We start from the raw sequence: 19819 nt of genomic DNA on the forward strand, positions 1-19819 counted from the left end.
AACGCTGCGCCGGGGCCGAGGCTGCGCTATCGTGCGGCGTCTCCTGTGCGGTGTGCGGAAACAAGAATGATGAAGCTGGTCTCGGCCTGGTTGAGGATCCCGTTCTGGCAGCGCGTGGTCGCCGGCTTCGTGCTCGGCGCGCTGTCCGGCTGGCTGCTCGGGCCGGCGGCGAAGACGTGGCTGGAACCGCTCGGCGATCTCTACGTCACGCTGATCAAGATGATCGCGATTCCGCTGGTGTTTTTCGCGGTGATCAATGCCGTGTCATCGCTGCACGGGCAGAAGTCAGTGGCGGCGCTGGGCGGACGCACCTTCCTCTGGTTCGTGATCACCGCCGTCTTCGCCGTTGCCGTGGGATTGGCGATCGGCACGCTGCTGCAGCCGGGCGTCGGCGTGATGAATCTGAGTGTCGATGCCAGCTATACGCCGCGTGACGTTCCAAGCATTGCGAAAGTGCTGCTGGACGTGGTGCCGTCGAACCCGTTCTACGCCCTGGCCGGCATCGGCACCAAGACCAATGCCGCGGGCGAAACCGTGCTGGCGGCGGGCCGCGGCTCGATCCTGCCGGTGATCTTCTTCGCCGCCTTGCTCGGTTTCGCCATGGTCAAGCTCGGCGATCGCGTGGCCGGCGCGCGCAAGCTCACCGCGGAGATGAGCGAGATCATGGTGCAGGTCACGCGCTTCGTGCTCGAAGTGACGCCGATCGGCACCTTCGGCCTGATCGCGGGGCTGGTGGGCGCCTACGGCTTCGGCAAGCTGCTGCCGCTCGGCAATTTCGTGTTCGCGCTGTATCTGGCCTGCGCGCTGCACATCATTGTGGTGTACAGCGGTTTGCTGCTCGCGCATGGGCTGAACCCGCTGAAGTTCTTCCGTGGCGCGGCGCCGGCGATGCAGGTCGGGTTCGTGGCCTCGTCGAGTTTCGCGGCGATGCCGGCGGCGATCCGTTCGGTCACCCACAACCTTGGCGTCAACAAGGATTACGCGTCCTTCGCCGTGCCGCTCGGCGCCAGCATCAAGATGGACGGCTGCGGCGCGATCTATCCGGCGCTATGCGCGGTCTTCATCTCGCAGTACACCGGTACGCCACTGACCGCCGATCAATATCTGATCGTGCTGATTGCCTCCGTGCTCGGCAGCTTCGGCACCGCCGGCGTTCCCGGCACGGCGGTGGTGATGGCGACCGTGGTGCTGAGCGCGGCCGGATTGCCGCTGGAAACGATCGGCTATCTGTACGCGATCGACCGTGTCCTCGACATGATGCGCACGATGACCAATGTCACCGGCCAGATGCTGGTGCCGGTGCTGGTGGCGAAGGAAACCGGATTGCTCGACCGGCAGGTGTACGACGCGGCGTCGAGCAACATCGGTCTGGTCGAAGGCGATCAAACCGATCCGGACAGGAAAGCATCGTGAGCCTGGAAGAGATCGTGCTGATCGAACGGTTTCCCGATGCGGAAACCTATTGCCGCATGCGCGTGGCGGCCGGGTTGTCGCCGAAAACTCTGGAAGCGGCACGACGCGGACTTCCCAACACGCTCTACGGCGTGAGCCTGCTGCGCGAGGACGAAGTGGTCGGCATGGGCCGGATCATCGGCGACAACGGCACCGTGTTCACGGTGGCGGACATCGCGGTGCAGCCCGCGTTGCAGGGCAGAGGCCTGGGAAAACGCATCCTCGCGGCGTTGGATGCGTGGTTGCGGGCCAATGTGCCCGAATCGGCATACGTGACCCTGGTCGCCGACGGCGATGCGAAGCATCTCTACGCCAAGTTCGGCTTCGTCGAGACCGCGCCGCATTCGGTGAACATGGAATACGTGATGGGCACGGGCGGAAAGCGCCTCAGCGGCCCGGGATATTCCTGACGCGCCGACAGGCCTCCGTCAGAGGCGGGACACCGCCACGACACCATGCGCCCGTCGCGAGATAGACCACACGTGGAGGAAAGCGAAGCGAAACCCGGAGGGCGGGCGTGTGCGGAGCGGCCCGATCTGCGTTTGATATCTCGTATTGCAGGCGCTTGCCTATTGACCGGCACCGCGGGAAGTCGTTGGCTCGTCGTACATCGTTTCGCCGATGGCCTTGAGCAGGAACCAGTCGTAATCCGTCTTCGCCAGCGTGTCGTGGAGTTGCGCGGTGAACGTGGCGATATGGGGTTCCTTCACATGCTGGTCGAACGCCGCTTGATCGACAAAGCCCTGGAAGATAACGAATTGCAAGGGATTGTCCGCCGAGCGATAGATGTTGTAGCCAAGATTGCCGGGCTCGCCACGCGTGCCCTTGCGGATGGCGCGTAGCTGGTCGAGCAGGGCTTCGGCTTTGCCTTCTTTGGCGAGCAGAATGGCTTGGGCATAGACGCGTTTGGCCCTGTCGGCGGCATTGGTTTTGCCTGTTGGCCGGAGGGTGTCGAAGACGAGATCGTCCATCGGACGCAGCACGATGGCGTCGAAACGGCCACCCTGTAAAGTCTCGTGCGACTCGCGGCCAACGAAGTCGGTGATCAGCGGAGTCTTGATATGCCGCTGCAGCGCTCCCGTGTCGCGCCAGGCTTCGATGACGATGAAGGTGTCCGGAGTTTTGACCGCGCGGAAGATGTCGTAGGCAAGATTTCCTTCCTCGGCACGGGTGGCGCGTTGAATGGATTGCAGTCGCGCCGAGAGTTGCTCAGCCTTGCCCGATTGCGCGCGCAAGAGGGGGGTGGCGAATACGGTGGCGCTAGCGCTGGTCTGGGTGAAGTCGCTGGATTCAGCTGGTCTTTTCGTTTGATGCATCGAGGTGTTCTCCGCTCGCGCCGTCGTATGGGCCGCTGCCGTACACAGGGCGAGCACGATGGCTGCTGTGGGAAGACAAGTCAGGTTCCGCATGTCGGATGGCTCCTATCGCGTCCTGGGAGGGCGTGGCCGCCTTGATTCATCGAGTTCCGGCGGATATTTCGAGGTGGCGTGGCTTGCGCGGTCTCGAACGAAGCGCACTATAGTTGGATAAAAGCCAGTGATAACCTAGGATTCTCCCCATAGATTGATGCCAATAGGCCATTAATGCGCGGATTCGAGTTCGCGGAGCTGACAGCCTTCGTGGCGATTGCCGAAGAGCGCAGCTTTCGGCGAGCGGCCGCGCGGCTTGGCCTGATGCCGTCGACGCTGAGCCATGCTTGCGGGATCTGGAGGAGCGCCTGGGCGTCCGACTCATCAACCGCACCACACGCAGCGTGTCGCCGACCGAGGCCGGGGAGCGCCTGCTACTGACATTGGCGCCCGCGCTGCGCGACGTCAGGCATGCGGTCGAAACGGTCAACGATTTTCGCGAGACCCCGGCGGGCACCGTGCGCCTGAGCGTGCCGCGCATGGCCGCGATGATGATTCTTGCTCCGGCCTTTGAGCGCTTCGCCTGCGATTATCCGGACGTCATCCTGGAAGTGGCCCTCGAGGAAGGCTTCGTCGACATCGTCGAGCGGGGATTCGATGCAGGCATCCGGCTGCGCGAAAGCGTTGCGGCCAATATGATCGCGGTTCCGGTCTCGCCCGATCAGCGCATTGCCGTGGTGGCATCGCCTGCGTATCTTGCCGATCGTCCGCCGCCGCAGACTCCCTTCGATCTTGCGCATCACCGCTGCATCGGCTATCGCCAGGTCGCCAGCGGCGCGCTCTATCGCTGGGAGTTCGAGAAGCAGCGGGAGGAAATCGCCATTCCCGTGCCGGGCGCTTTCATCCTCGACGATCCCGAATTGATGATCGCGGCGGCGTTGGCCGGGGCGGGACTGGCCTATACCACGCAGGCGTATGTGGCCCAGCACTTGCAGGAGGGCCGTCTGGTACGCGTGCTTGAGGACTGGTGTCCGTTTTTTCCGGGCTTCGTGCTCTATTACCCCAGCCGTCGGCAAGTGCCGGGGGCTTTGCGGGCACTGATCGAAGTGCTGCGGATCTGACCGTCGGAGCGAATGTCGGGCGTCACGCCCGCGAGTACCGCCACGACACCATGCGCCCGTCGCGATACGGCATCACGCCGTGGAACGGGCGCGGATCGTCGTCGAAGACCAGCGGTAGGAAGTTGCGGTCGCCTTCCCACATCGGCAGGGTGGAAAGATCTTCGATCGCAACCCATTCCAGCGTGCCTTCCGGATTGCGCTCGAAGGGCGTGCCGGAGAAGCGCGTCACCACGAACACGAAGCCGAGCCAGTCTTCGCCATGCTTGCCGAATCCCGGCCAGCTGATCGTGCCGCGCAGCGACATCGCCTCGCATTCGATGCCGGCTTCTTCCAGGATTTCGCGACGCATGCCGGCGAGTACGTCCTCGTCCGGCTCGATCTTGCCGCCGAGGCCGTTGTACTTGCCGAGATGGTGATCGTCGACGCGCGTGTTGCGGTGGAGCATCAACACGCGCTTGCCGTCGGGCGAAAGCACATAACCGAGGGTGGCGACGATCGGGGTATAGGGCATCAGGGCTTGTCTTGCTTGCGTTGTTCGGACAGCTGCGCGTTGAACTTGCGCTCGGCATTGTCGGCGACAGTGCGACAGGATATCGGAGACGGATGTGGACGGGCGGTGTTGGTGAAATCCCAGCCGCTGAGATCGGCATGCGGCGTGATCGCGATGTCGCAGGGCAGGGCGCGCACGGTGGCGAAGCTGCGGCGGAAGTCGTCGATGATATGCGGGTAGCGCGAGTTGCCGATCAGCTGGTAGCCGGGAGCGCTGAGGCTGTCGACGTAGGCGATGCGTGCCGGCTTGCCGTCCCGGGTGTCGGTCCAGGTCCAGCTCATGCTGCCGGGCGTGTGTCCGGGTGTGAAATGCACAGTGAAGGTGGTGCTGCCGAGCGTGACGGTTTCGCCGTCCTGGAGGATGCGGTCGGGCTGCACCGGCGGATAGAGGATGCCGTCGCCGAAGTGGATGTCGTCGGTGCCGCCGTGCGTGAGCAGGACGGCGGATTCGGCATTGGTGAGCAGCTGTGCGCCGGTGGCGCGTTTGATCGCGGCCAGTGGTCCGACGTGATCGCCGTGCGCGTGGCTGTGCAGGATGAGCTTGAGATCGCCGGGTTCGACACCGAGTGCGCGCATGTGCGCGAGCAGCATGTCGGATGCCTGCATCAGGCCGCCGTCGATCAGGACCGCGCCCGCATCGGTCTTGATCAGCAGCGAAGTGATCGCGGCCGTGCCGATCTGCCAGGTGTGATCGGCGATGCGCACGGGGGCGACCGGCTGTCGCCACGATTCATCCGTTTCATAGCGCTGGCCTTGCGGCAGCGGCGCTTCGGCGGCGAGGGAAAACGAGGAAGCCAACAACAGGCCGCATGCGGCGAGGAACGAGGAGAGTCTGGGCATGTGCGACGGAGACGTGTGCGCGAAAAGGAGCGCTAGTGTCGACGGTCGCGAGGCGCATAAGCCAGTGTCGATGTCCTGCGTCGCCGCATCCGCGACGTAACCGCCGTCACCTGCATCACACGCGAAGACGATGCGAACGACGAAAGTGTCGCGTGATGTGCGAGGCGATCAGAACTCGTGCCGCGGCATCGCCAGGCGTCCGCCGAGCAACGCGAACGGCATCGGCAGCAGCACACCGAGGACGGTGACCCAGGGCGGTCCGGGAATCAGCGTGCCGTACACGATCACGAGCACGGTGAGCAGCGCGCCGATCAGGGTCGCCGTGCCGCCACGATGCGGTCTGGCGATGGCCGCGCCGAGCCAGCCGCCGAGCAGGGCCGCCAGCGCCCAGCCGGTGAGCAGGAGGGAAAGGGCTTCCGTCGGCGCCGTGTTGACGTAATTCAGCACGTCGCTCGGTCTCCCGTTCGTGATGAACGACGCCACCGCTTCAGGCGTGCCCGGCGCTGTTCCAGGCGGGGAGGGATGGAAATAGGCGTAGCCGTACTGCGCGCCGTACAAAGCCAGCGCGGCCAGGATGACGCCGGCCAGAATCCCCAGGGTGGTGCGTAGCATCGCGCTTCCTCTGCGTTGATTGCTTCATAAGCATGGCGCGCACGGGTCGAACTGGCAACTGTTTGGTGTTGGTGCCGATTCTGTCGGTGCGTCCTGGCGGCACGGCACCGGCCGAGGCTGTCGGCGATTGCGTGCATCCGTCACAATGACGGCATGCACAGTGACAGCCTGCACAATGACAGCGCGGCTATCCCCCGCCGCATCCCGGAGCCCGCATGAGCGGTCGTCAGCGCGAACTCAATTTCCGTTTCCTCGCCGAACCGGCCGACGTCAACTACGGCGGCAAGGTCCACGGCGGCGTGGTGATGAAGTGGATCGACCAGGCCGGCTACGCCGCGGCCGTGGGTTGGAGCGGGCATTACAGCGTCACGGTCGCCGTTGGCGGCATCCGCTTCGTGGCGCCGATCCGCATCGGTGATCTGGTGACCGTCTCGGCCAAGCTGGTGTACACCGGCACGACCAGCATGCATTTTTCCATCGACGTGCGCGCCCGCGACCCCATGCACGAAGGCAGCGACCGCCTGTGCACGCATTGCGTGATCGTGTTCGTCGCGATGGATGCGGTCGAGGGCAAGCCGACGCCGGTGCCGGCCTGGGCGCCGCAGAACGACGAGGACCGGCGTCTGGCCGAATACGCCATCCAGGTGATGGCGCTGAGCAAGGACATCGAGGAGACCGTCGCCCGCTATCGCAACGGCGGTGAATAAGAAAACAGGGCCGCCGTTTCAGGCGACCCTGCCGGATCTCACGGCTTCATCCGTGATTATTCGACCGGCGGTTCTCCGTTGGTGTTCGGGCAGTCCAACACCTCGACGGTGCTATAGGGAGAGCTCTGCGCGCCCCAGGTGGTGTGATAGATCTGGCACTGCGAGCCCCTCGCCACGTTCCTGACGCCGATGACGTTCGTGCGCGCGGCATCGCCGTAATACGTGACGATCGTTTCCTGTCCCGGTCCGGGCATCGGATATGCCCAGCAGGCCAGCGACACCAGGATCCCCCCTGCGAAGGTGCTCAACGCGACAACCTTCTTCATTCGACTCATGCTGCTTCTCCTTCGGTTAGATGATTCAACGATTTGTTTCACCTACACCTCGGCGCGCCCATGGAAAGCAGGAGCGGCCGGGCTGCATCCATCGCACAGCAGCCGGAGCATAAAAGGGCGGAAAAAAGAAAACCGCCACATAGGGCGGTTTTTTCGATGCTGCGGTCGCGGCGGAATTCAGATGCCGGAGACGCGTCGCGCCTGCATGAACTTGCGGCTCCAGTAGCCTTCGGTGAGGCTGGAGATCGTCACGTCCTTGCCAGTGCGCGGGGCGTGCACGAAGTTGCCGTTGCCGACGTAGATGCCGACATGGTCGACGCGACGGCCACGGCGGCTGAAGAACACGAGGTCGCCGGCGGTGAGCGAGTCGCGGTCGATCTTCTCGCCGCTGGCCGCCATCTCGCGCGAGACGCGCGGCAGCTCGATGCCGAGCGCACTGCGGAACACGTAGCCGACCAGTCCGCTGCAGTCGAAGCCTTCGGTCGAGGTGCCGCCCCAGCGATAGGGCGTGCCGAGCAGGGCGAGGGCGCGCTTGAGCACGTTCTGCACGCGGCCGCCGGTCTCGGCCGGTCCGGCCAGGGCCGGGGTGACGGCGCTGGACTGGGTGGCGGCGATCTGACGGCTGACGTCGTTCGCGAACAGGCCACGGTCGGGCGCGGCGGCCTGCAGCACCGGAACCGGTGCAGTGGCCGTCTGGCTGAGGGAGGTATCGGGGGGCGGCTGATCGGCCGAGTCACCGGTCAGGCCGGTGCTGGCCATAGCCGGCGCGGCGGCCAGAAGACCGATGAGGAAGAGGGGAAATGTTCTCGCGAGGGGGGAAGTCGAGACGGCGCGGCGGCCTGAGGATGGGTCGATAGTCGTCACGCGCAATTAATGAATGAATCGATGAGCAGGGATAGTGCCTTAGCAAACCGTTGATTTGGTTCAAAATTCGTTATAAATATGTAAAGCGGGGTGTCAAAATGTAATAAAATTACTTCAGCACCCGTTTAGCTCCGCTGTAATGGTCGCGCCAGTAGTAGCCGTCCAGATAGTCCAGCCGGACGGTGCCGCCGGTGCTCGGGGCATGCACGAAACGGCCCTCGCCGACGTAGATTCCGACATGGCTGACCTGCCCGCCGCTGCCGAAGAAAACCAGATCGCCACTGGCCAGCCGCTCGGGCGGGATGCGGGGGCCCTGGTAGGCGGCAAGGTCGCGAGAGGTGCGGGGCAGGCGCAGGTCGAGCATGTCGCGATAGACGTAGTTGACCAGCCCGCTGCAGTCGAAACCGCCTTCCGGCGTGTTGCCGCCATAGCGATAGGGCGTGCCCACTAGCCCCAGCGCCCGCATCAGCACGGCGTTCGCGGCGACCGGATTGTCCGGCTGCACGGTCGCCCAGGTGCGCGAGGGCGGCGGGGGCGCGTGCGGTCGCGCCTTGCGGATCTGCTTGTGTCCGCCGCAACCGGCCAGCGCCAGCAGCATGGTGCCGACAAGAAGCCACCTGAGAAGTCGAGACAAGGACGAGCGGAAGCGGCGTGCGGGAGCCCCTTGCATGCCGCCCTGGTCCGTGAGGATTGGCGTCGGGTCGGCGGAGCCGGGATAATGCGCGGCATGGTTCGTCACGGCCGCATCTTGGCCGAATCCCCTTCACGTTCACAAGCGGCGGTTGCGCCGCCTCAGCGAGTTGCCTGCCCATGAAAATAGCGAAAGACAGCGTCGTCCGTTTCCACTACACCGTGTCCGAGCAAGGGCAGGAGCCGCTCGAGACCTCGAAGGAGCGCGATCCGCTGGCGATCCTGATCGGCCACGGCAACATCATCCCTGGCCTGGAGAACGCCCTCGACGGCCACGAGGCTGGCGACAGCTTCGGCGTCGACGTCCCCGCCGCGGAAGCCTACGGCGAGCGCCGTGATGGACTCACCCAGCGCGTGCCGAAGAAGCATTTCGGCGACCAGAAGCTGGCGCCGGGCCAACAGGTCGTGCTCAACACCAACTTCGGCCCGCGCGCGGTCACCATCGAGAAGGTCGGCATGAGCGTGGTCGACGTCGACCTCAACCATCCGATGGCCGGCAAGGACCTGCATTTCGACATCGAGATCGTCGACGTGCGCGAGGCCAGCCAGGAAGAGCTCGAGCACGGCCACGTGCATGGCGACGGCGGACACGCGCACTGAGCCGACCCTCCAGCGAATGAAAAAACGGCCCGCTCGCGCGGGCCGTTTTCTTTTGCGCGCTACCGCAGGGCGGATGGATCAATTGACGCTGACGGCGCTCCAGGCACGGGCGACCGCGCTGTACTCGGCCGACCCCGAACCGTAGAGATCGCTGGCTGCGTTGAGCGTGGCGGTACGGGCGCCCGGATAGGTGGTGGAAGAAGTGAAATAGACGGTCAACGCGCGATACCAGATCTTGCCGGCCTTCTCGCGACCGATGCCGGTGATCGTGGTGTCGCCGTTGCAGACCAGATTGGACGAAGTGAGGTTGTAGCTCGTGCCCGTGCCGAAGCCGGCCGGCACCACCGCGCCTTCCGCCAGCAGATAGAAGAAGCGGTTGGCCACGCCCGAGGTGTAGTGCGGATCGTATGGGCCGTTCTGGTAGGTCTGACTTGCGGTAAAGCCGTTGGAGGGATAGCAGCCATAGGAGCCGCCATCGAGATCCGGCTTGAACATGTAGCGCAGTGCCTTGGTGTTGTTCGGATTGGAGACGTAGATCTCCTCGCCGATCAGGTAGTCGCCCGGGTCGCTGGCATTGTTGACCGAATACTCGACCAGCGTGCCCATGATGTCGGAGTTGCCCTCGTTCAGGCCGCCGGAATCCTTGATGTTGTAGTAGCCGAGGTTGGCGGTGGCCGAGTTCACACCATGGCTCATCTCGTGGCCGGCGACGTCGAGCGCGGTCAGCGGGCGGTAAGTGGACGCACTGTTGCCGTCGCCGTAGTACATGGCGCCGTTGTACCACGCGGCGTTCTGCCAGCTGTTGCCGACATGCACGTAGCTGGTGACGCCGGAGCCATTGTTGAAGATGCCGTTGCGGCCATGGGTATTCTTGTAATAGTCCCAGGTCGCGGCGACGCCGAAGTGTGCTTCGGCGGCGGCCGTGGCGCGATCGGAAGTGGCGTTGTTGCCCCAGATATTGTCGGTATCCGAGAACTTGACCGAATTGCTGGCGGCGTTGGTATAGGAATAATTCCTGCCGTCCTTGGTGGTGCCGTTGCCGCGCGAGGGATCCGTCAGTTCGTATCCGCCGGTGACCGAGTTGGTGGTGATGCCGACGTTGCCCAGACTGATCGTCTTGCCTGTGCCCGCCGCTGCGGCCGTGCGGACTTGGTCGTCCTCGGCGAGAATCCTGCCGTTGTTGGCGTCGATGTAATAGATGATGTCACCGACCGGAAGCTCGCGGTTGGCGGGACGGTCGCCCAGCAGGCGGACCTGGTAGATCAGCGATGGTTTGTCCTCGCGCGCGTAGATGGCAAGGCTGGCGTCGCGCACTTCGTTGACTGTGCCGGGGAAGGCCGCGCCGGCGATCTCGACGGCTTCGTCGCGGCCGATCTTCGGTGTCACCGACGGGCGCGAGGTCGTCTTCAAGGTCAGGCTGGCCGGGATGGACACACTGTTCGTGCCGATCAGGCGAGCCTGCTTGAGCTTGCCGTTCTTGGAATGCACCACCACATCGCCGCCGATCACGGGAAGGCCGCGATAGGTGCGGTCGAAACGCACATGCTCGGTGCCATCGGCATCGACGATGGTGTCCTTGGCGACGAAGCCGTCGTAGTCCGCGCGCTGCAGGACCTTGGCGTTGGCGGGAACCTCGATCAGTCCTTGCGCGCGCTGCGCAACGGCGGAGTGCAGGGCAGGCGGGGCGGCAATGGCGGACAGCGGAAACGCGATCGCGGACAGGATGGCGAGCTTGAGGGGAGAGGCTTGCATTTGCATTTTTATGCCCTGTGAAAGATGGGGGGACATGTCGTTCGCGATCGACGTGGGAGTGGCGTGTTCATATCGCGACCGCATTTACGGCGGTGGAATTGCCTGCACCGTGCGCGCATTGATTTAGGATCGAAGTGCTTCGGTTCTGGCGCGTCCGACCTTAGGAGAAGCCGATGGCGGCTGTCATGTTGCGTGCGCAGCAGTGATGACTTGTGTCGCGCACGAATCGTCACGCAGTCTTCACGTTGTGGCGTATCGATGCATGGAGTCCGTTGTGTTTTGCAGTACGAAAAAAACGGCCGGCGAATGCCGGCCGTTTTCGACGCATGTAGAAGTGAAAAAAGTGATCAGTTGACGTTGACCGCGCTCCATGCGCGACCCACCGCGTTGTACTCGGCCGAACCCGTGCCGTAGAGATCACGCGCGGCATTGAGCGTCGCCGTGCGGGCGCCCGGATAGTTCGTGGTGGACGTCATGTAGACGGTCAGGGCGCGATACCAGATCTTGCCGGCCTTCTCGCGTCCGATGCCGGTGATCGTGGTGTCGGCGTTGCACACCAGGCTCGAAGCCGTCAGGTTGTAGCTCGTGCCCGAACCGAAGCCGGCCGGTACCACCGCGCCTTCGGCCAGCAGGTAGAAGAAGTGATTGGCGACGCCGGAGGAGTAGTGATTGTTGGTGTTGGTGAAGCCGCGCTTCGGATAGCAGTCGGAGGATCTGGTGTCGATCGACGGCTTGAACATGTAGCGGAGCGCCTTGGTGCCGTTAGGATTGTTGAGATAGATCTTCTCGCCGACCAGGTAGTCGCCGGCATCGGCGCTGTTGTTGGCGTAGTACTCCACCAGTGCGCCCATGATGTCGGACGTTCCTTCGTTCAGACCGCCGGAGTCCTTGGTGTTGTAGGCCAGGTTGGCCGTGGCACCAGTCACGCCGTGGGTCATTTCGTGTCCGGCGACATCGATGGCGACGACCGGGGCAATCCCCTGCGCGGCATTGCCGACGCCGTACTTCATGTAGGAGCCGTTCCAGGACGCGTTGACGCCACTGTACGCGGCGAAAGCGACATGGGTGTAGCTCTTCACGCCGACGCCATCGTTGAAGATGCCGTTACGGCCATGCACGTTCTTGTAGTAGTCCCAGGTGGTGGCGACGCCGAAATGCGCGTCCGCGGCTTCGCTGGCGCGATCGGAAGTGGTGTTGTTGCCCCAGTTGTTGTCGGCATCGGTGAACAGCGTGGCGCCGGTGAGCGTGTCCGAGTCGTGGGCGTCGTAGGTGGAGCCGCCGCCGCGGGTCGGATCGACCAGCTGATAGCCGCTGCTCGTCGAGTCGGTGGTGATGTTGATGTCGCCCAGGAGCAGGCTCTGGCCGACGCCGGTGACGGCGGCGGTCTGGATCTGGTTCCACGCATCCAGCACGCGGCCATTTTGTGCGTCGATGAAGTAGCGGATGTCCGATTCGCCTTGCGACTTCGACACGCCCCGCACATTGATTTCATACGCGAGCACCGGCTTTTCGCCGCCCGCATAGACCACCAGGCCCTTGCTGCTGATGCCGCTGATGCTGCCGTCGAAGTCGGCGCCGGCTTCCACCTTGGCCTGGTCGGCGTCGATGCGCGGCGTCACGTCGGGACGTCCCTTGGTTTTCAGCGCCTGGCTGGCTTCCTTGAACCTGCCATTCCGGGAGTGCACCACCACATCGCCGCCGATCACCGGCAGGCCACGGAAAGTACGGCTGAAGCGCACGTGCTCGGTGCCGTCGGCGTCAATGATGGTGTCCTTGGCAGCGAAGCCATCCTGATCGGCGCGCTGCAGAGCATTGGCATTGGCGGGGCTGTCGATCAACCCTTGCGCGCGTTGCGCAACCGCGGAATGCACGTTGGGGGACGCGGCAAAGGCGGACAGCGGCAGCGCGATCGCGGACAGGATGGCGAGCTTCAACGGATGAACTGACATTTGCATTTCGTAGGCCCTGTGAAAGAAGAACGAGGAACATGCCGTTCGCGACCCGTGCCCGAGAGCTGCACGTCACGGCCGCGCATGCATTGCGTTGGGGTTGCCTGCGTCAAGCGTGTTCTGCTCACGAAGCAGCTTGTCTTGGTTTCGGCGGTAACGAACTTAGGAGAAACGATCGATCGCTGTCATGTTGCGAATGCAGCAGCGACGGTCCGTGCTGCGGACGCAGCAACGCATGCATTTGTTCTGTTTCCGACGGCTGCATTCGCATGCGAGGCGATGGCCGTGCAAAAAAAGAACGGCCGGCGAATGCCGGCCGTCTTTTACGCATGAGGAAATGAAGAAAAGTGATCAGTTGACGCTGGCCGCACTCCAGGCACGTGCCACCGTGTTGTATTCGGCGGAACCCGTTCCATACAGCTCGCTCGCCGCTTCCAGTGTCAGTGCGCGCGCCTGCGGATAGGTGGTGCTCGACGTGAATTTCGTGGTCAGGGCGCGATACCAGATCTTGCCGGCCTTGTCGCGTCCGATGCCGGCGATGGTGGTGTCGCCGTTGCAGACCAGTTGCGATGGCGTGAGGCCGGAGCCGGCAGGCACGACCGCGCCTTCGGCGAGCAGATAGAAGAAGCGGTTGGCGACGCCGGAGGTGTAGTGCGGGTTGTGCGCGCCGTCGGACTGATTCGGATCGAAGCCGCCCGTGATGTAGCAGTTGAACGACCTGCCGTCGGCGGCCTGGTTGTACATGTCGCGCAGCGCGCCACCATCGGTGCGCAGCGTTTCGCCGATGCGGTAGTCGCCAGGATCGGCGGCGTTGTTGGTGTAGTACTCGACCAGGGTGCCGAAGATGTCGGAATTGGCCTCGTTGAGACCGCCCGCGTCGCCGGAGTAGGCGAGGTTGGCCGTGGCGGCGTTCACGCCATGCGACATTTCGTGGCCGGCGACATCGATGGCGACCACCGGGCCATATCCGCGCGAGGCGTCGCCGTCGCCGTAGAACATCGACTTGAACAGGGCGACGTAGGCGGCGTTGACGCCGGAGGTGCCGCCGCTGGCCGTCCGGAAGGTGGCGTGAGCGTAGCTCTTGATGCCCTTGCCGTCGTTGTAGAGGCCATTGCGACCGTGGACGTTCTTGTAGTAGTCCCAAGTGGCGCCGACGCCGTAATGGATGTCGGTGGCGACCGTGGCGCGGTCGCTGGTCGTGTTGTTGCCCCAGACGTTGTCGCTGTCGGTGAACAGGGTCGCGCCGAGCGTCGCCAGCAGGATGTCGAAGACGTTGGAGATCGTGGCGCCCTTGACGTCGTAGACGCTGCCGCCGCCGCGCGTGGTGTCGATGAGATCGTACTTGGTCGTGCTCTTCTGGTCGGTGGAGATGCTCAGGTTGCCGTAGTAGTACGACTTGCCGGTGCCGACCGCAGCGGCGGTCTGGATCTGGTCCTGCAGATCGAGCACTTTGCCGCTGTTCGCATCAATGTAATAGGTCACGAATCCCGAGTGCCGGCGGGTGTCATCGCCTTGCAGCGTCACCTCGTAGGCCAACACAGGTTTGGCGCCGCGCGCGTAGATCACCAGCTCGTTGCTGAAGACCTGCTGGACCTTGCCATTGAAGCGTGCGCCGGCTTCCACGGCGGCATCGTCCTTACCGATGCGCGCGGCCAGCGAGGGGCGCAGCTTGGTGCGCAAGGTCATTTGCGCCGACTTCATCAGGCCGCGTTGCGAGGTGACCACCGTGTCGCCGCCGATGACGCGCAGGCCGCGGTAGGTGCGGTCGAAACGCACGTGCTCGGTGCCGTCGGCGTCGACGACGGTGTCCCTGGCGACGAAGCCGTCGTCGTCGGCGCGCTGCAGGACCCGGGTGTTGGCGGGAACGCCGATCAGCCCCTGCGCGCGCTGCGCGGCGGCGGGCGACATGCCGGGCGAGGTGGCGACGGCGGACAGCGGCAGTGCCAGTGCGGTCAGGATGGCGAGCTTGAGCGGGCGGACTTGCATGTGCATGGGAATCTCCTTCGGCAGAGTGATGCGGGACATGCGGTTCGCGATCGGCGCGGCGATACGTTGCGGTCGCGTTCGTGCTTGTATTACGGGGATTGCCTTGGCCAGATGCCTGTGAAACAGGCGTGGATCGATGGGAGGGCCAAGCCCGATCGACCTTAGGGCAATCCTGAGACGTCTGTCATGTTGCGCGCGCAGCAGCCCCGGTGAAGCCCACGAATGCCAGCGCACCTGGCGGCACGATGGCCAAAATCCCCTTCGCGACCGCCGGTTCCGCACCCGGCCGGTCTTGGCCGCACGCAGCCGTCACCGCGGGGCGATACGCAGCGATGCGCGAATGAACGGCGAAACTCCCACGCGGCCCATTAAACTGGTGTCATGAACCAACCCGATGACGTCCTGATCATTGGCGGCGGGGTGATCGGGCTGACCAGCGCGCTGGCACTGCTCGACGCCGGCCGCAGCGTGCGCGTGCTGGAAGCGAAGACCGTGGGCAGCGGCAGTTCGCACGGCAACTGCGGCACCATCACGCCCAGCCATGCCGCGCCGCTGGCGGCCCCCGGCGCGATCACCAAGGCGCTGCGCTGGATGCTGACGCCGGACGCGCCGTTCTATCTGAAGCCGAGGCTCGATTCCGCGCTGTGGTCGTGGGCGCTGCATTTCGCCTCGCGCTGCAACGCGCGTGACTGGCGCGCGGCGATGATCGCGCGCGCGGCCATCTTGAAAGCGTCCCGGCAATCGCTGCCGCAATGGATCGAGCGTTACGGACTGGATTGCGAATACGCCGAGCAGGGCGTGGACTACGTGTTCCGTGATGCGCATGCGCTGGAGCATCTGGCGCAGGAACTGCCGTCATTGGCCGAACTGGGCATCGTCTCCGAAGTCATCGATGGCACCGCCTACCTGCGCAACGAACCCGCCCTGCGCGAGGGCGTGCGCGGAGCGATCCGTTTTCCCGGCGACGCGCGTCTGCGCCCCGACCGCTACGTGGCGGAGCTGGCCCGCGCGGTGCGCGAGGCCGGCGGCGTGATCGAGGAACAATGCCAGGTGCATGGCCTGCGCGAGGCCGGCGACCGTGTGCGGGCTGCCACGTCGCGCGGCGAGTTCGACGGCCGCGAACTGATCGTCGCCACCGGCGCCTGGTCGCCGCTGCTGGCGAAAACGACGGGCCTGGCGCGAATTCCGCTGCAGCCGGGCAAGGGTTACTCGATCACCTACGATCGTCCGGCGCTGACGCCGAAGCAGCCGATCGTGCTGTACGAGCGCAGCGTTTGCGTCACCGTGTGGGACAGCGGTTATCGCCTTGGCAGCACGATGGAATTCTCCGGCTACGACGACACGCTCAACCGTCGCCGCCTCGATGCGCTCGAACGCGGGGCGCGCGAGTACCTGCACGATCCGGTCGGGCCGGTGAAGCGTGAGGAATGGTTCGGCTGGCGTCCGATCGCCGCCGACGATATCCCGATCATCGGCCGGGCGCCGGGCCGCAATCGCATCTGGCTCGCCACCGGGCACGGCATGCTGGGCGTGAGCATGAGCACCGGCACCGCGGAGCTCGTCGCCGACCTGATTTGCGGCCGCACGCCGCGATTCGATCCGAAACCCTACGCACCGGAGCGTTTCGCATGAGCGCACGAAAGAATGGCGGCGCCTTCGATTTCGATCTGATCGTGATCGGCGGCGGCTCCGGCGGCCTCGCCGCGGCCTTTCGCGCCAGCGAGCACGGCGCGCGCGTGGCAATGCTGGAACCGGGCGAACTCGGCGGCACCTGCGTCAACGTCGGCTGTGTTCCCAAGAAGGCAATGTGGCTGGCGGCGCAGCTGTCCGAACACATCGAGCTGGCACAGCAGGTGGGATTCGAGGTCGCGCGGCCGCAGCTGGACTGGTGCGAATTCGTCGCCCATCGCCAGCGCTACATCAACAACATCCATGCCAGCTACCGGCGCCGCCTGGACAACAGCGGGATCGTCACGATCCAGGCGCGTGGACGGCTGGCCGATGCGCACACCGTGGTGACCGATGATGGCGCGCGCCTGTCGGCGCCGCACGTGGTGATCGCCACGGGAGCACATCCGCAGAGGCCGCAGATTCCGGGCGCGGAACTCGGGCTGGTGTCCGACGATTTCTTCCACCTGGTCGAGGCGCCGAAGCGCGTGGCTGTCGTGGGCGGTGGCTACATCGGCGTGGAGTTGTCCGGCGTGTTGCAGGCACTGGGCAGCAGCGTGGAACTGTTCGTGCGCGGTGAGCGCGTGCTCGGTCATTTCGAGGCCGAACTGGCGTCGCGCCTGGAAGAAAACTACCGCCAGTCCGGCGTGACCCTGCATCACGGATTCGCGCCGGCCGGCGTCGAGCGCGACGCGGATGGCCGCATCAAGATCACGGCTGGCAGCGGCAAGGCCGCGGAAGGTTTCGATGTCCTGATCTTCGCGACCGGCCGCGCACCGAACAGCGAGAACCTTGGCCTCGAAACCGCCGGAGTGGCACTCGACAAAGGCGGCCATATCCATGTCGACGATTGGCAGAACACCAGCGTGCAAGGCATCTATGCGATCGGCGACATCACCAACCGTCTTGCGTTGACGCCGGTGGCGATCGCCGCGTCGCGTCGCCTGATGGATCGCGTGTTCGGTGGCAAAGCCGAGTCGCGGCTCGATTATCACAATGTGCCGACCGTGGTGTTCGCGCATCCGCCGCTAGGCGGCGTCGGTTTGACCGAAGCCGAGGCGCGCGCGCGTCACGGCGACGATGTGCATGCGTATCGCGCCGATTTCCGCACCATGCTGCATGCCCTGGCCGATTCGCCGCAGCGCAGCCTGTTCAAGCTGGTCTGCGTGGGTGCGGAGCGGCGCGTGGTTGGCATCCATCTGCTCGGTGACGGCGCCGACGAGATCCTGCAAGGCTTCGCCGTGGCGCTCAAGCGCGGCATCGTGCTCGACGATCTGCGCGACACGGTGGCGATCCATCCCACCTCGGCGGAAGAAGTGGTGTTGATGAAATGACAGGATTTCGATTCCGCACCGTGCGATCCGGTTGCAAGTCGGCTGCTGTCCGACGGCGTTTATCTGGCGAGTTTTGAATCATGACCGACCCCATCTTCCATTTGCATCGCGGCACCGCGCCTTTGTTGATCAGCATTCCGCACAATGGCACGCAGGTGCCCGCGGACATCGCCGCGCGCCTGACCGACAGCGCGCGCCGCGTGCCCGATACCGATTGGCACGTGGCTGATCTCTATGCGGTCGCGCGCGAGCGGCTGGGCGCGTCGATGATCGTGCCGACGCATTCGCGCTACGTCGTTGATCTCAATCGCCCCGAGGACGACGTATCCCTGTATCCCGGCCAGAACACCACCGGCCTGTGCCCGGTGGTGCAGTTCACCGGCGAGCCGGTGTATCGCGAAGGACAGGCGCCTTCGGAAGACGAAGTGCGCGCCCGTGTCGAGACGTACTGGCGGCCTTATCACGTCGCGTTGCGCGAGGAACTCGATCGCCTCCTGGCCGAGCACGGTCGCGTCGTGCTGTGGGAGGCGCATTCGATCCGCAGCGTCGTGCCGTTCCTGTTCGAAGGACGATTGCCCGATCTCAATCTCGGCACCGCCGGTGGCACGAGTTGCTCGCCGGAACTGCAGGAACGATTGACGGAATTGTTGAAGGGCCAGGACGACTACAGCCACATCGTCAACGGCCGCTTCAAGGGTGGCTACATCACGCGGCATTACGGTAATCCGGCGGCCGGCATCCAGGCCGTGCAGCTGGAACTGGCGCAGCTCAACTACATGGACGAGGACAGCTTCGCCTGGGTACCCGAGCGCGCGGAACAACTTCAAAAGCTGATCGGTCGACTGCTGGAAGCCACGCTGGAATGAAGTGGCCGCTGGCATGACCCGGCCGGAGGAGCCTCGGGCGAAATCCCCCGGCCAGCCCGGCGCGACACCGGCCGTCGCGCATCATCTCGACGCCGTCGGCATGCTGCTGGCGACGTTCGGCGCGATCGCGTTCTCGGGCAAGGCGATCATCGTCAAGCTCGGCTATCGCTACGGCGTCGACGCGGTGACGTTGCTGGCCCTGCGCATGCTGGTGGCGATGCCGTTCTTCCTGCTGATGGGCGTGTGGGCGGCACGGCGCGCACAGCCGCTGTCGGGCGGCGATCGCTGGCGCATCCTGATGCTGGGCTTCTTCGGCTATTACCTGGCCAGCTTTCTCGATTTCGCCGGACTGGAATACATCACGGCGACATTGGAACGCCTGATTCTCTATCTCACGCCGACTCTGGTGCTGCTGATCGGCGTGGTGGTGGCCAGGCGCCGTCCGACGCGGTTGCAGCTGCTGGCGCTGGCGATCAGCTATGCCGGTGTGCTGCTCGCCTTCGGTCATGACCTGCAGGCCGGGAGCGGCAGCATCGTGCTCGGAAGCGCGCTGGTGTTCGGCAGTGCGCTGGCTTACGCGATCTATCTGTTTGGCAGCGGCGAGATCGTCGCGCGCGTGGGCGCGGTGCGCCTGACCGCGTATGCGAGCGTGGTGGCGAGCGTGCTGTGCATTGCCCAGTTCCTGCTGACGCGACCGTTGCAGGCTTTGCGGCTGCCGGTCGAGGTTTACTGGCTGTCGCTGCTCAACGGTACCGCCTGCACGGTGTTGCCGGTGCTGGCGGTGATGATGGGCGTGGCCCGGATCGGTTCATCGCTGGCGTCGCAGATCGGCATGATCGGGCCGGTGTCGACGATCGTGCTCAGCCTGTTGATCCTGCACGAGCCGATGGGGTCGTGGCAGGTGGCCGGAACGGTGCTGGTGTTGCTGGGCGTGCTGGCGGTGACGCGGGTGCGGTCGCGGTAATGGCTGGTCATCCATGGACCTTGTCGTTGCTTCTGATCGTCGTCCCAGCGGAAGCTGGGATCCATTTGGATGTTGCTTCTGCCGTGACTAAGGCAAAGTCAAACGCGTTTCGTCCGCTACGCGGCCGAGTTCATTTCTTTTGATAAGCGTCAAAAGAAACGAACCAAAGAAAAACGCTTTT

At 64.6% G+C, this 19819-nt stretch carries 19 protein-coding genes and 1 pseudogene; 10 read left to right on the forward strand and 10 right to left on the reverse strand.

The window, feature by feature from the left end:
• The first annotated feature begins 69 nt into the window (after window positions 1–69).
• Together AC1RNP_RS09345 and AC1RNP_RS09350 are read left to right on the forward strand one after the other, a co-directional pair.
• Window positions 70–1413 carry a dicarboxylate/amino acid:cation symporter gene (locus AC1RNP_RS09345; RefSeq protein WP_493051002.1) on the forward strand — a complete coding sequence of 448 codons (1344 nt, stop codon included), beginning with the start codon at window positions 70–72 and terminating at the stop codon, window positions 1411–1413.
• Window positions 1410–1862 (forward strand): GNAT family N-acetyltransferase, encoded by a 453-nt coding sequence (locus AC1RNP_RS09350; protein WP_493050973.1) that lies wholly within the window; start codon window positions 1410–1412, stop codon window positions 1860–1862. The genes AC1RNP_RS09345 and AC1RNP_RS09350 overlap by 4 nt, the downstream gene beginning before the upstream one ends.
• 159 nt (window positions 1863–2021) lie before the next feature.
• Here AC1RNP_RS09350 and AC1RNP_RS09355 read toward each other — a convergent pair whose 3' ends face one another.
• The gene (locus tag AC1RNP_RS09355; RefSeq protein WP_493050974.1) at window positions 2022–2861 is read right to left on the reverse strand and encodes a putative quinol monooxygenase; all 840 of its coding nucleotides are present in this window, start codon (window positions 2859–2861) and stop codon (window positions 2022–2024) included.
• A gap of 174 nt (window positions 2862–3035) precedes the next feature.
• On the opposite strand from AC1RNP_RS09355, the pseudogene AC1RNP_RS09360 reads away from it, so the two are divergent.
• Window positions 3036–3169, forward strand: a pseudogene (locus AC1RNP_RS09360) (helix-turn-helix domain-containing protein); the annotation flags it as partial.
• A gap of 183 nt (window positions 3170–3352) precedes the next feature.
• Complete coding sequence (locus AC1RNP_RS09365; protein WP_493051003.1) at window positions 3353–3922, forward strand: LysR substrate-binding domain-containing protein; 570 nt, start codon at window positions 3353–3355, stop codon at window positions 3920–3922.
• A gap of 22 nt (window positions 3923–3944) precedes the next feature.
• On the opposite strand, the gene AC1RNP_RS09370 is transcribed toward AC1RNP_RS09365, so the two are convergent.
• The 3 genes from AC1RNP_RS09370 to AC1RNP_RS09380 form a co-directional block, all read right to left on the reverse strand.
• Window positions 3945–4433: an NUDIX hydrolase gene (locus AC1RNP_RS09370; RefSeq protein ID WP_493050975.1), complete on the reverse strand. Its 489-nt coding sequence runs from the start codon at window positions 4431–4433 to the stop codon at window positions 3945–3947.
• Window positions 4433–5311, reverse strand: a complete 879-nt coding sequence (bla, locus tag AC1RNP_RS09375; protein WP_493050976.1) for a subclass B3 metallo-beta-lactamase — start codon at window positions 5309–5311, stop codon at window positions 4433–4435. Before bla ends, AC1RNP_RS09370 begins: the two co-directional genes overlap by 1 nt.
• A gap of 168 nt (window positions 5312–5479) precedes the next feature.
• Window positions 5480–5923 carry a hypothetical protein gene (locus AC1RNP_RS09380; protein WP_493050977.1) on the reverse strand — a complete coding sequence of 148 codons (444 nt, stop codon included), beginning with the start codon at window positions 5921–5923 and terminating at the stop codon, window positions 5480–5482.
• 215 nt (window positions 5924–6138) lie between these two features.
• Between AC1RNP_RS09380 and AC1RNP_RS09385 the strand changes: the two genes are divergently transcribed.
• Window positions 6139–6630 carry an acyl-CoA thioesterase gene (locus tag AC1RNP_RS09385; protein WP_493050978.1) on the forward strand — a complete coding sequence of 164 codons (492 nt, stop codon included), beginning with the start codon at window positions 6139–6141 and terminating at the stop codon, window positions 6628–6630.
• A gap of 56 nt (window positions 6631–6686) precedes the next feature.
• Here the strand turns inward: AC1RNP_RS09385 and AC1RNP_RS09390 are convergent, their stop codons facing one another.
• From AC1RNP_RS09390 to AC1RNP_RS09400, 3 genes are all read right to left on the reverse strand, one after another.
• On the reverse strand, window positions 6687–6965 hold the full coding sequence (locus AC1RNP_RS09390; protein WP_493050979.1) for a hypothetical protein: 279 nt from the start codon (window positions 6963–6965) through the stop codon (window positions 6687–6689).
• 177 nt (window positions 6966–7142) lie between these two features.
• Window positions 7143–7724, reverse strand: a complete 582-nt coding sequence (locus tag AC1RNP_RS09395; protein ID WP_493050980.1) for a C40 family peptidase — start codon at window positions 7722–7724, stop codon at window positions 7143–7145.
• 214 nt (window positions 7725–7938) lie between these two features.
• Entirely contained in the window at window positions 7939–8499 is a 561-nt protein-coding gene (locus AC1RNP_RS09400; protein WP_493050981.1) for a C40 family peptidase, read from the reverse strand.
• A gap of 140 nt (window positions 8500–8639) precedes the next feature.
• On the opposite strand from AC1RNP_RS09400, the gene AC1RNP_RS09405 reads away from it, so the two are divergent.
• Window positions 8640–9119, forward strand: coding sequence for an FKBP-type peptidyl-prolyl cis-trans isomerase (locus AC1RNP_RS09405; protein WP_493050982.1), 480 nt, complete (start codon window positions 8640–8642; stop codon window positions 9117–9119).
• Between the two features lie 78 nt (window positions 9120–9197).
• Here AC1RNP_RS09405 and AC1RNP_RS09410 read toward each other — a convergent pair whose 3' ends face one another.
• The 3 genes from AC1RNP_RS09410 to AC1RNP_RS09420 form a co-directional block, all read right to left on the reverse strand.
• On the reverse strand, window positions 9198–10871 hold the full coding sequence (locus AC1RNP_RS09410; protein WP_493050983.1) for a M4 family metallopeptidase: 1674 nt from the start codon (window positions 10869–10871) through the stop codon (window positions 9198–9200).
• Window positions 10872–11218: 347 nt separating this feature from the next.
• Entirely contained in the window at window positions 11219–12820 is a 1602-nt protein-coding gene (locus AC1RNP_RS09415) for a M4 family metallopeptidase (RefSeq protein ID WP_493050984.1), read from the reverse strand.
• A 351-nt stretch (window positions 12821–13171) separates the two neighbouring features.
• Complete coding sequence (locus tag AC1RNP_RS09420) at window positions 13172–14845, reverse strand: M4 family metallopeptidase (RefSeq protein ID WP_493050985.1); 1674 nt, start codon at window positions 14843–14845, stop codon at window positions 13172–13174.
• A 342-nt stretch (window positions 14846–15187) separates the two neighbouring features.
• Between AC1RNP_RS09420 and AC1RNP_RS09425 the strand changes: the two genes are divergently transcribed.
• The 4 genes from AC1RNP_RS09425 (at window position 15188) to AC1RNP_RS09440 (ending at window position 19638) form a co-directional block, all read left to right on the forward strand.
• On the forward strand, window positions 15188–16438 hold the full coding sequence (locus AC1RNP_RS09425; RefSeq protein WP_493050986.1) for an NAD(P)/FAD-dependent oxidoreductase: 1251 nt from the start codon (window positions 15188–15190) through the stop codon (window positions 16436–16438).
• Window positions 16435–17808: a glutathione-disulfide reductase gene (gene gorA / locus AC1RNP_RS09430; RefSeq protein WP_493050987.1), complete on the forward strand. Its 1374-nt coding sequence runs from the start codon at window positions 16435–16437 to the stop codon at window positions 17806–17808. The genes AC1RNP_RS09425 and gorA overlap by 4 nt, the downstream gene beginning before the upstream one ends.
• Window positions 17809–17888: 80 nt before the next feature.
• Window positions 17889–18674 (forward strand): N-formylglutamate deformylase, encoded by a 786-nt coding sequence (gene hutG, locus AC1RNP_RS09435; RefSeq protein WP_493050988.1) that lies wholly within the window; start codon window positions 17889–17891, stop codon window positions 18672–18674.
• A gap of 100 nt (window positions 18675–18774) precedes the next feature.
• Window positions 18775–19638, forward strand: coding sequence for a DMT family transporter (locus AC1RNP_RS09440; RefSeq protein WP_493051004.1), 864 nt, complete (start codon window positions 18775–18777; stop codon window positions 19636–19638).
• Window positions 19639–19819 lie beyond the last annotated feature (181 nt).

It is taken from the genome of Luteimonas sp. GW821-FHT14E02, from assembly GCF_058803905.1.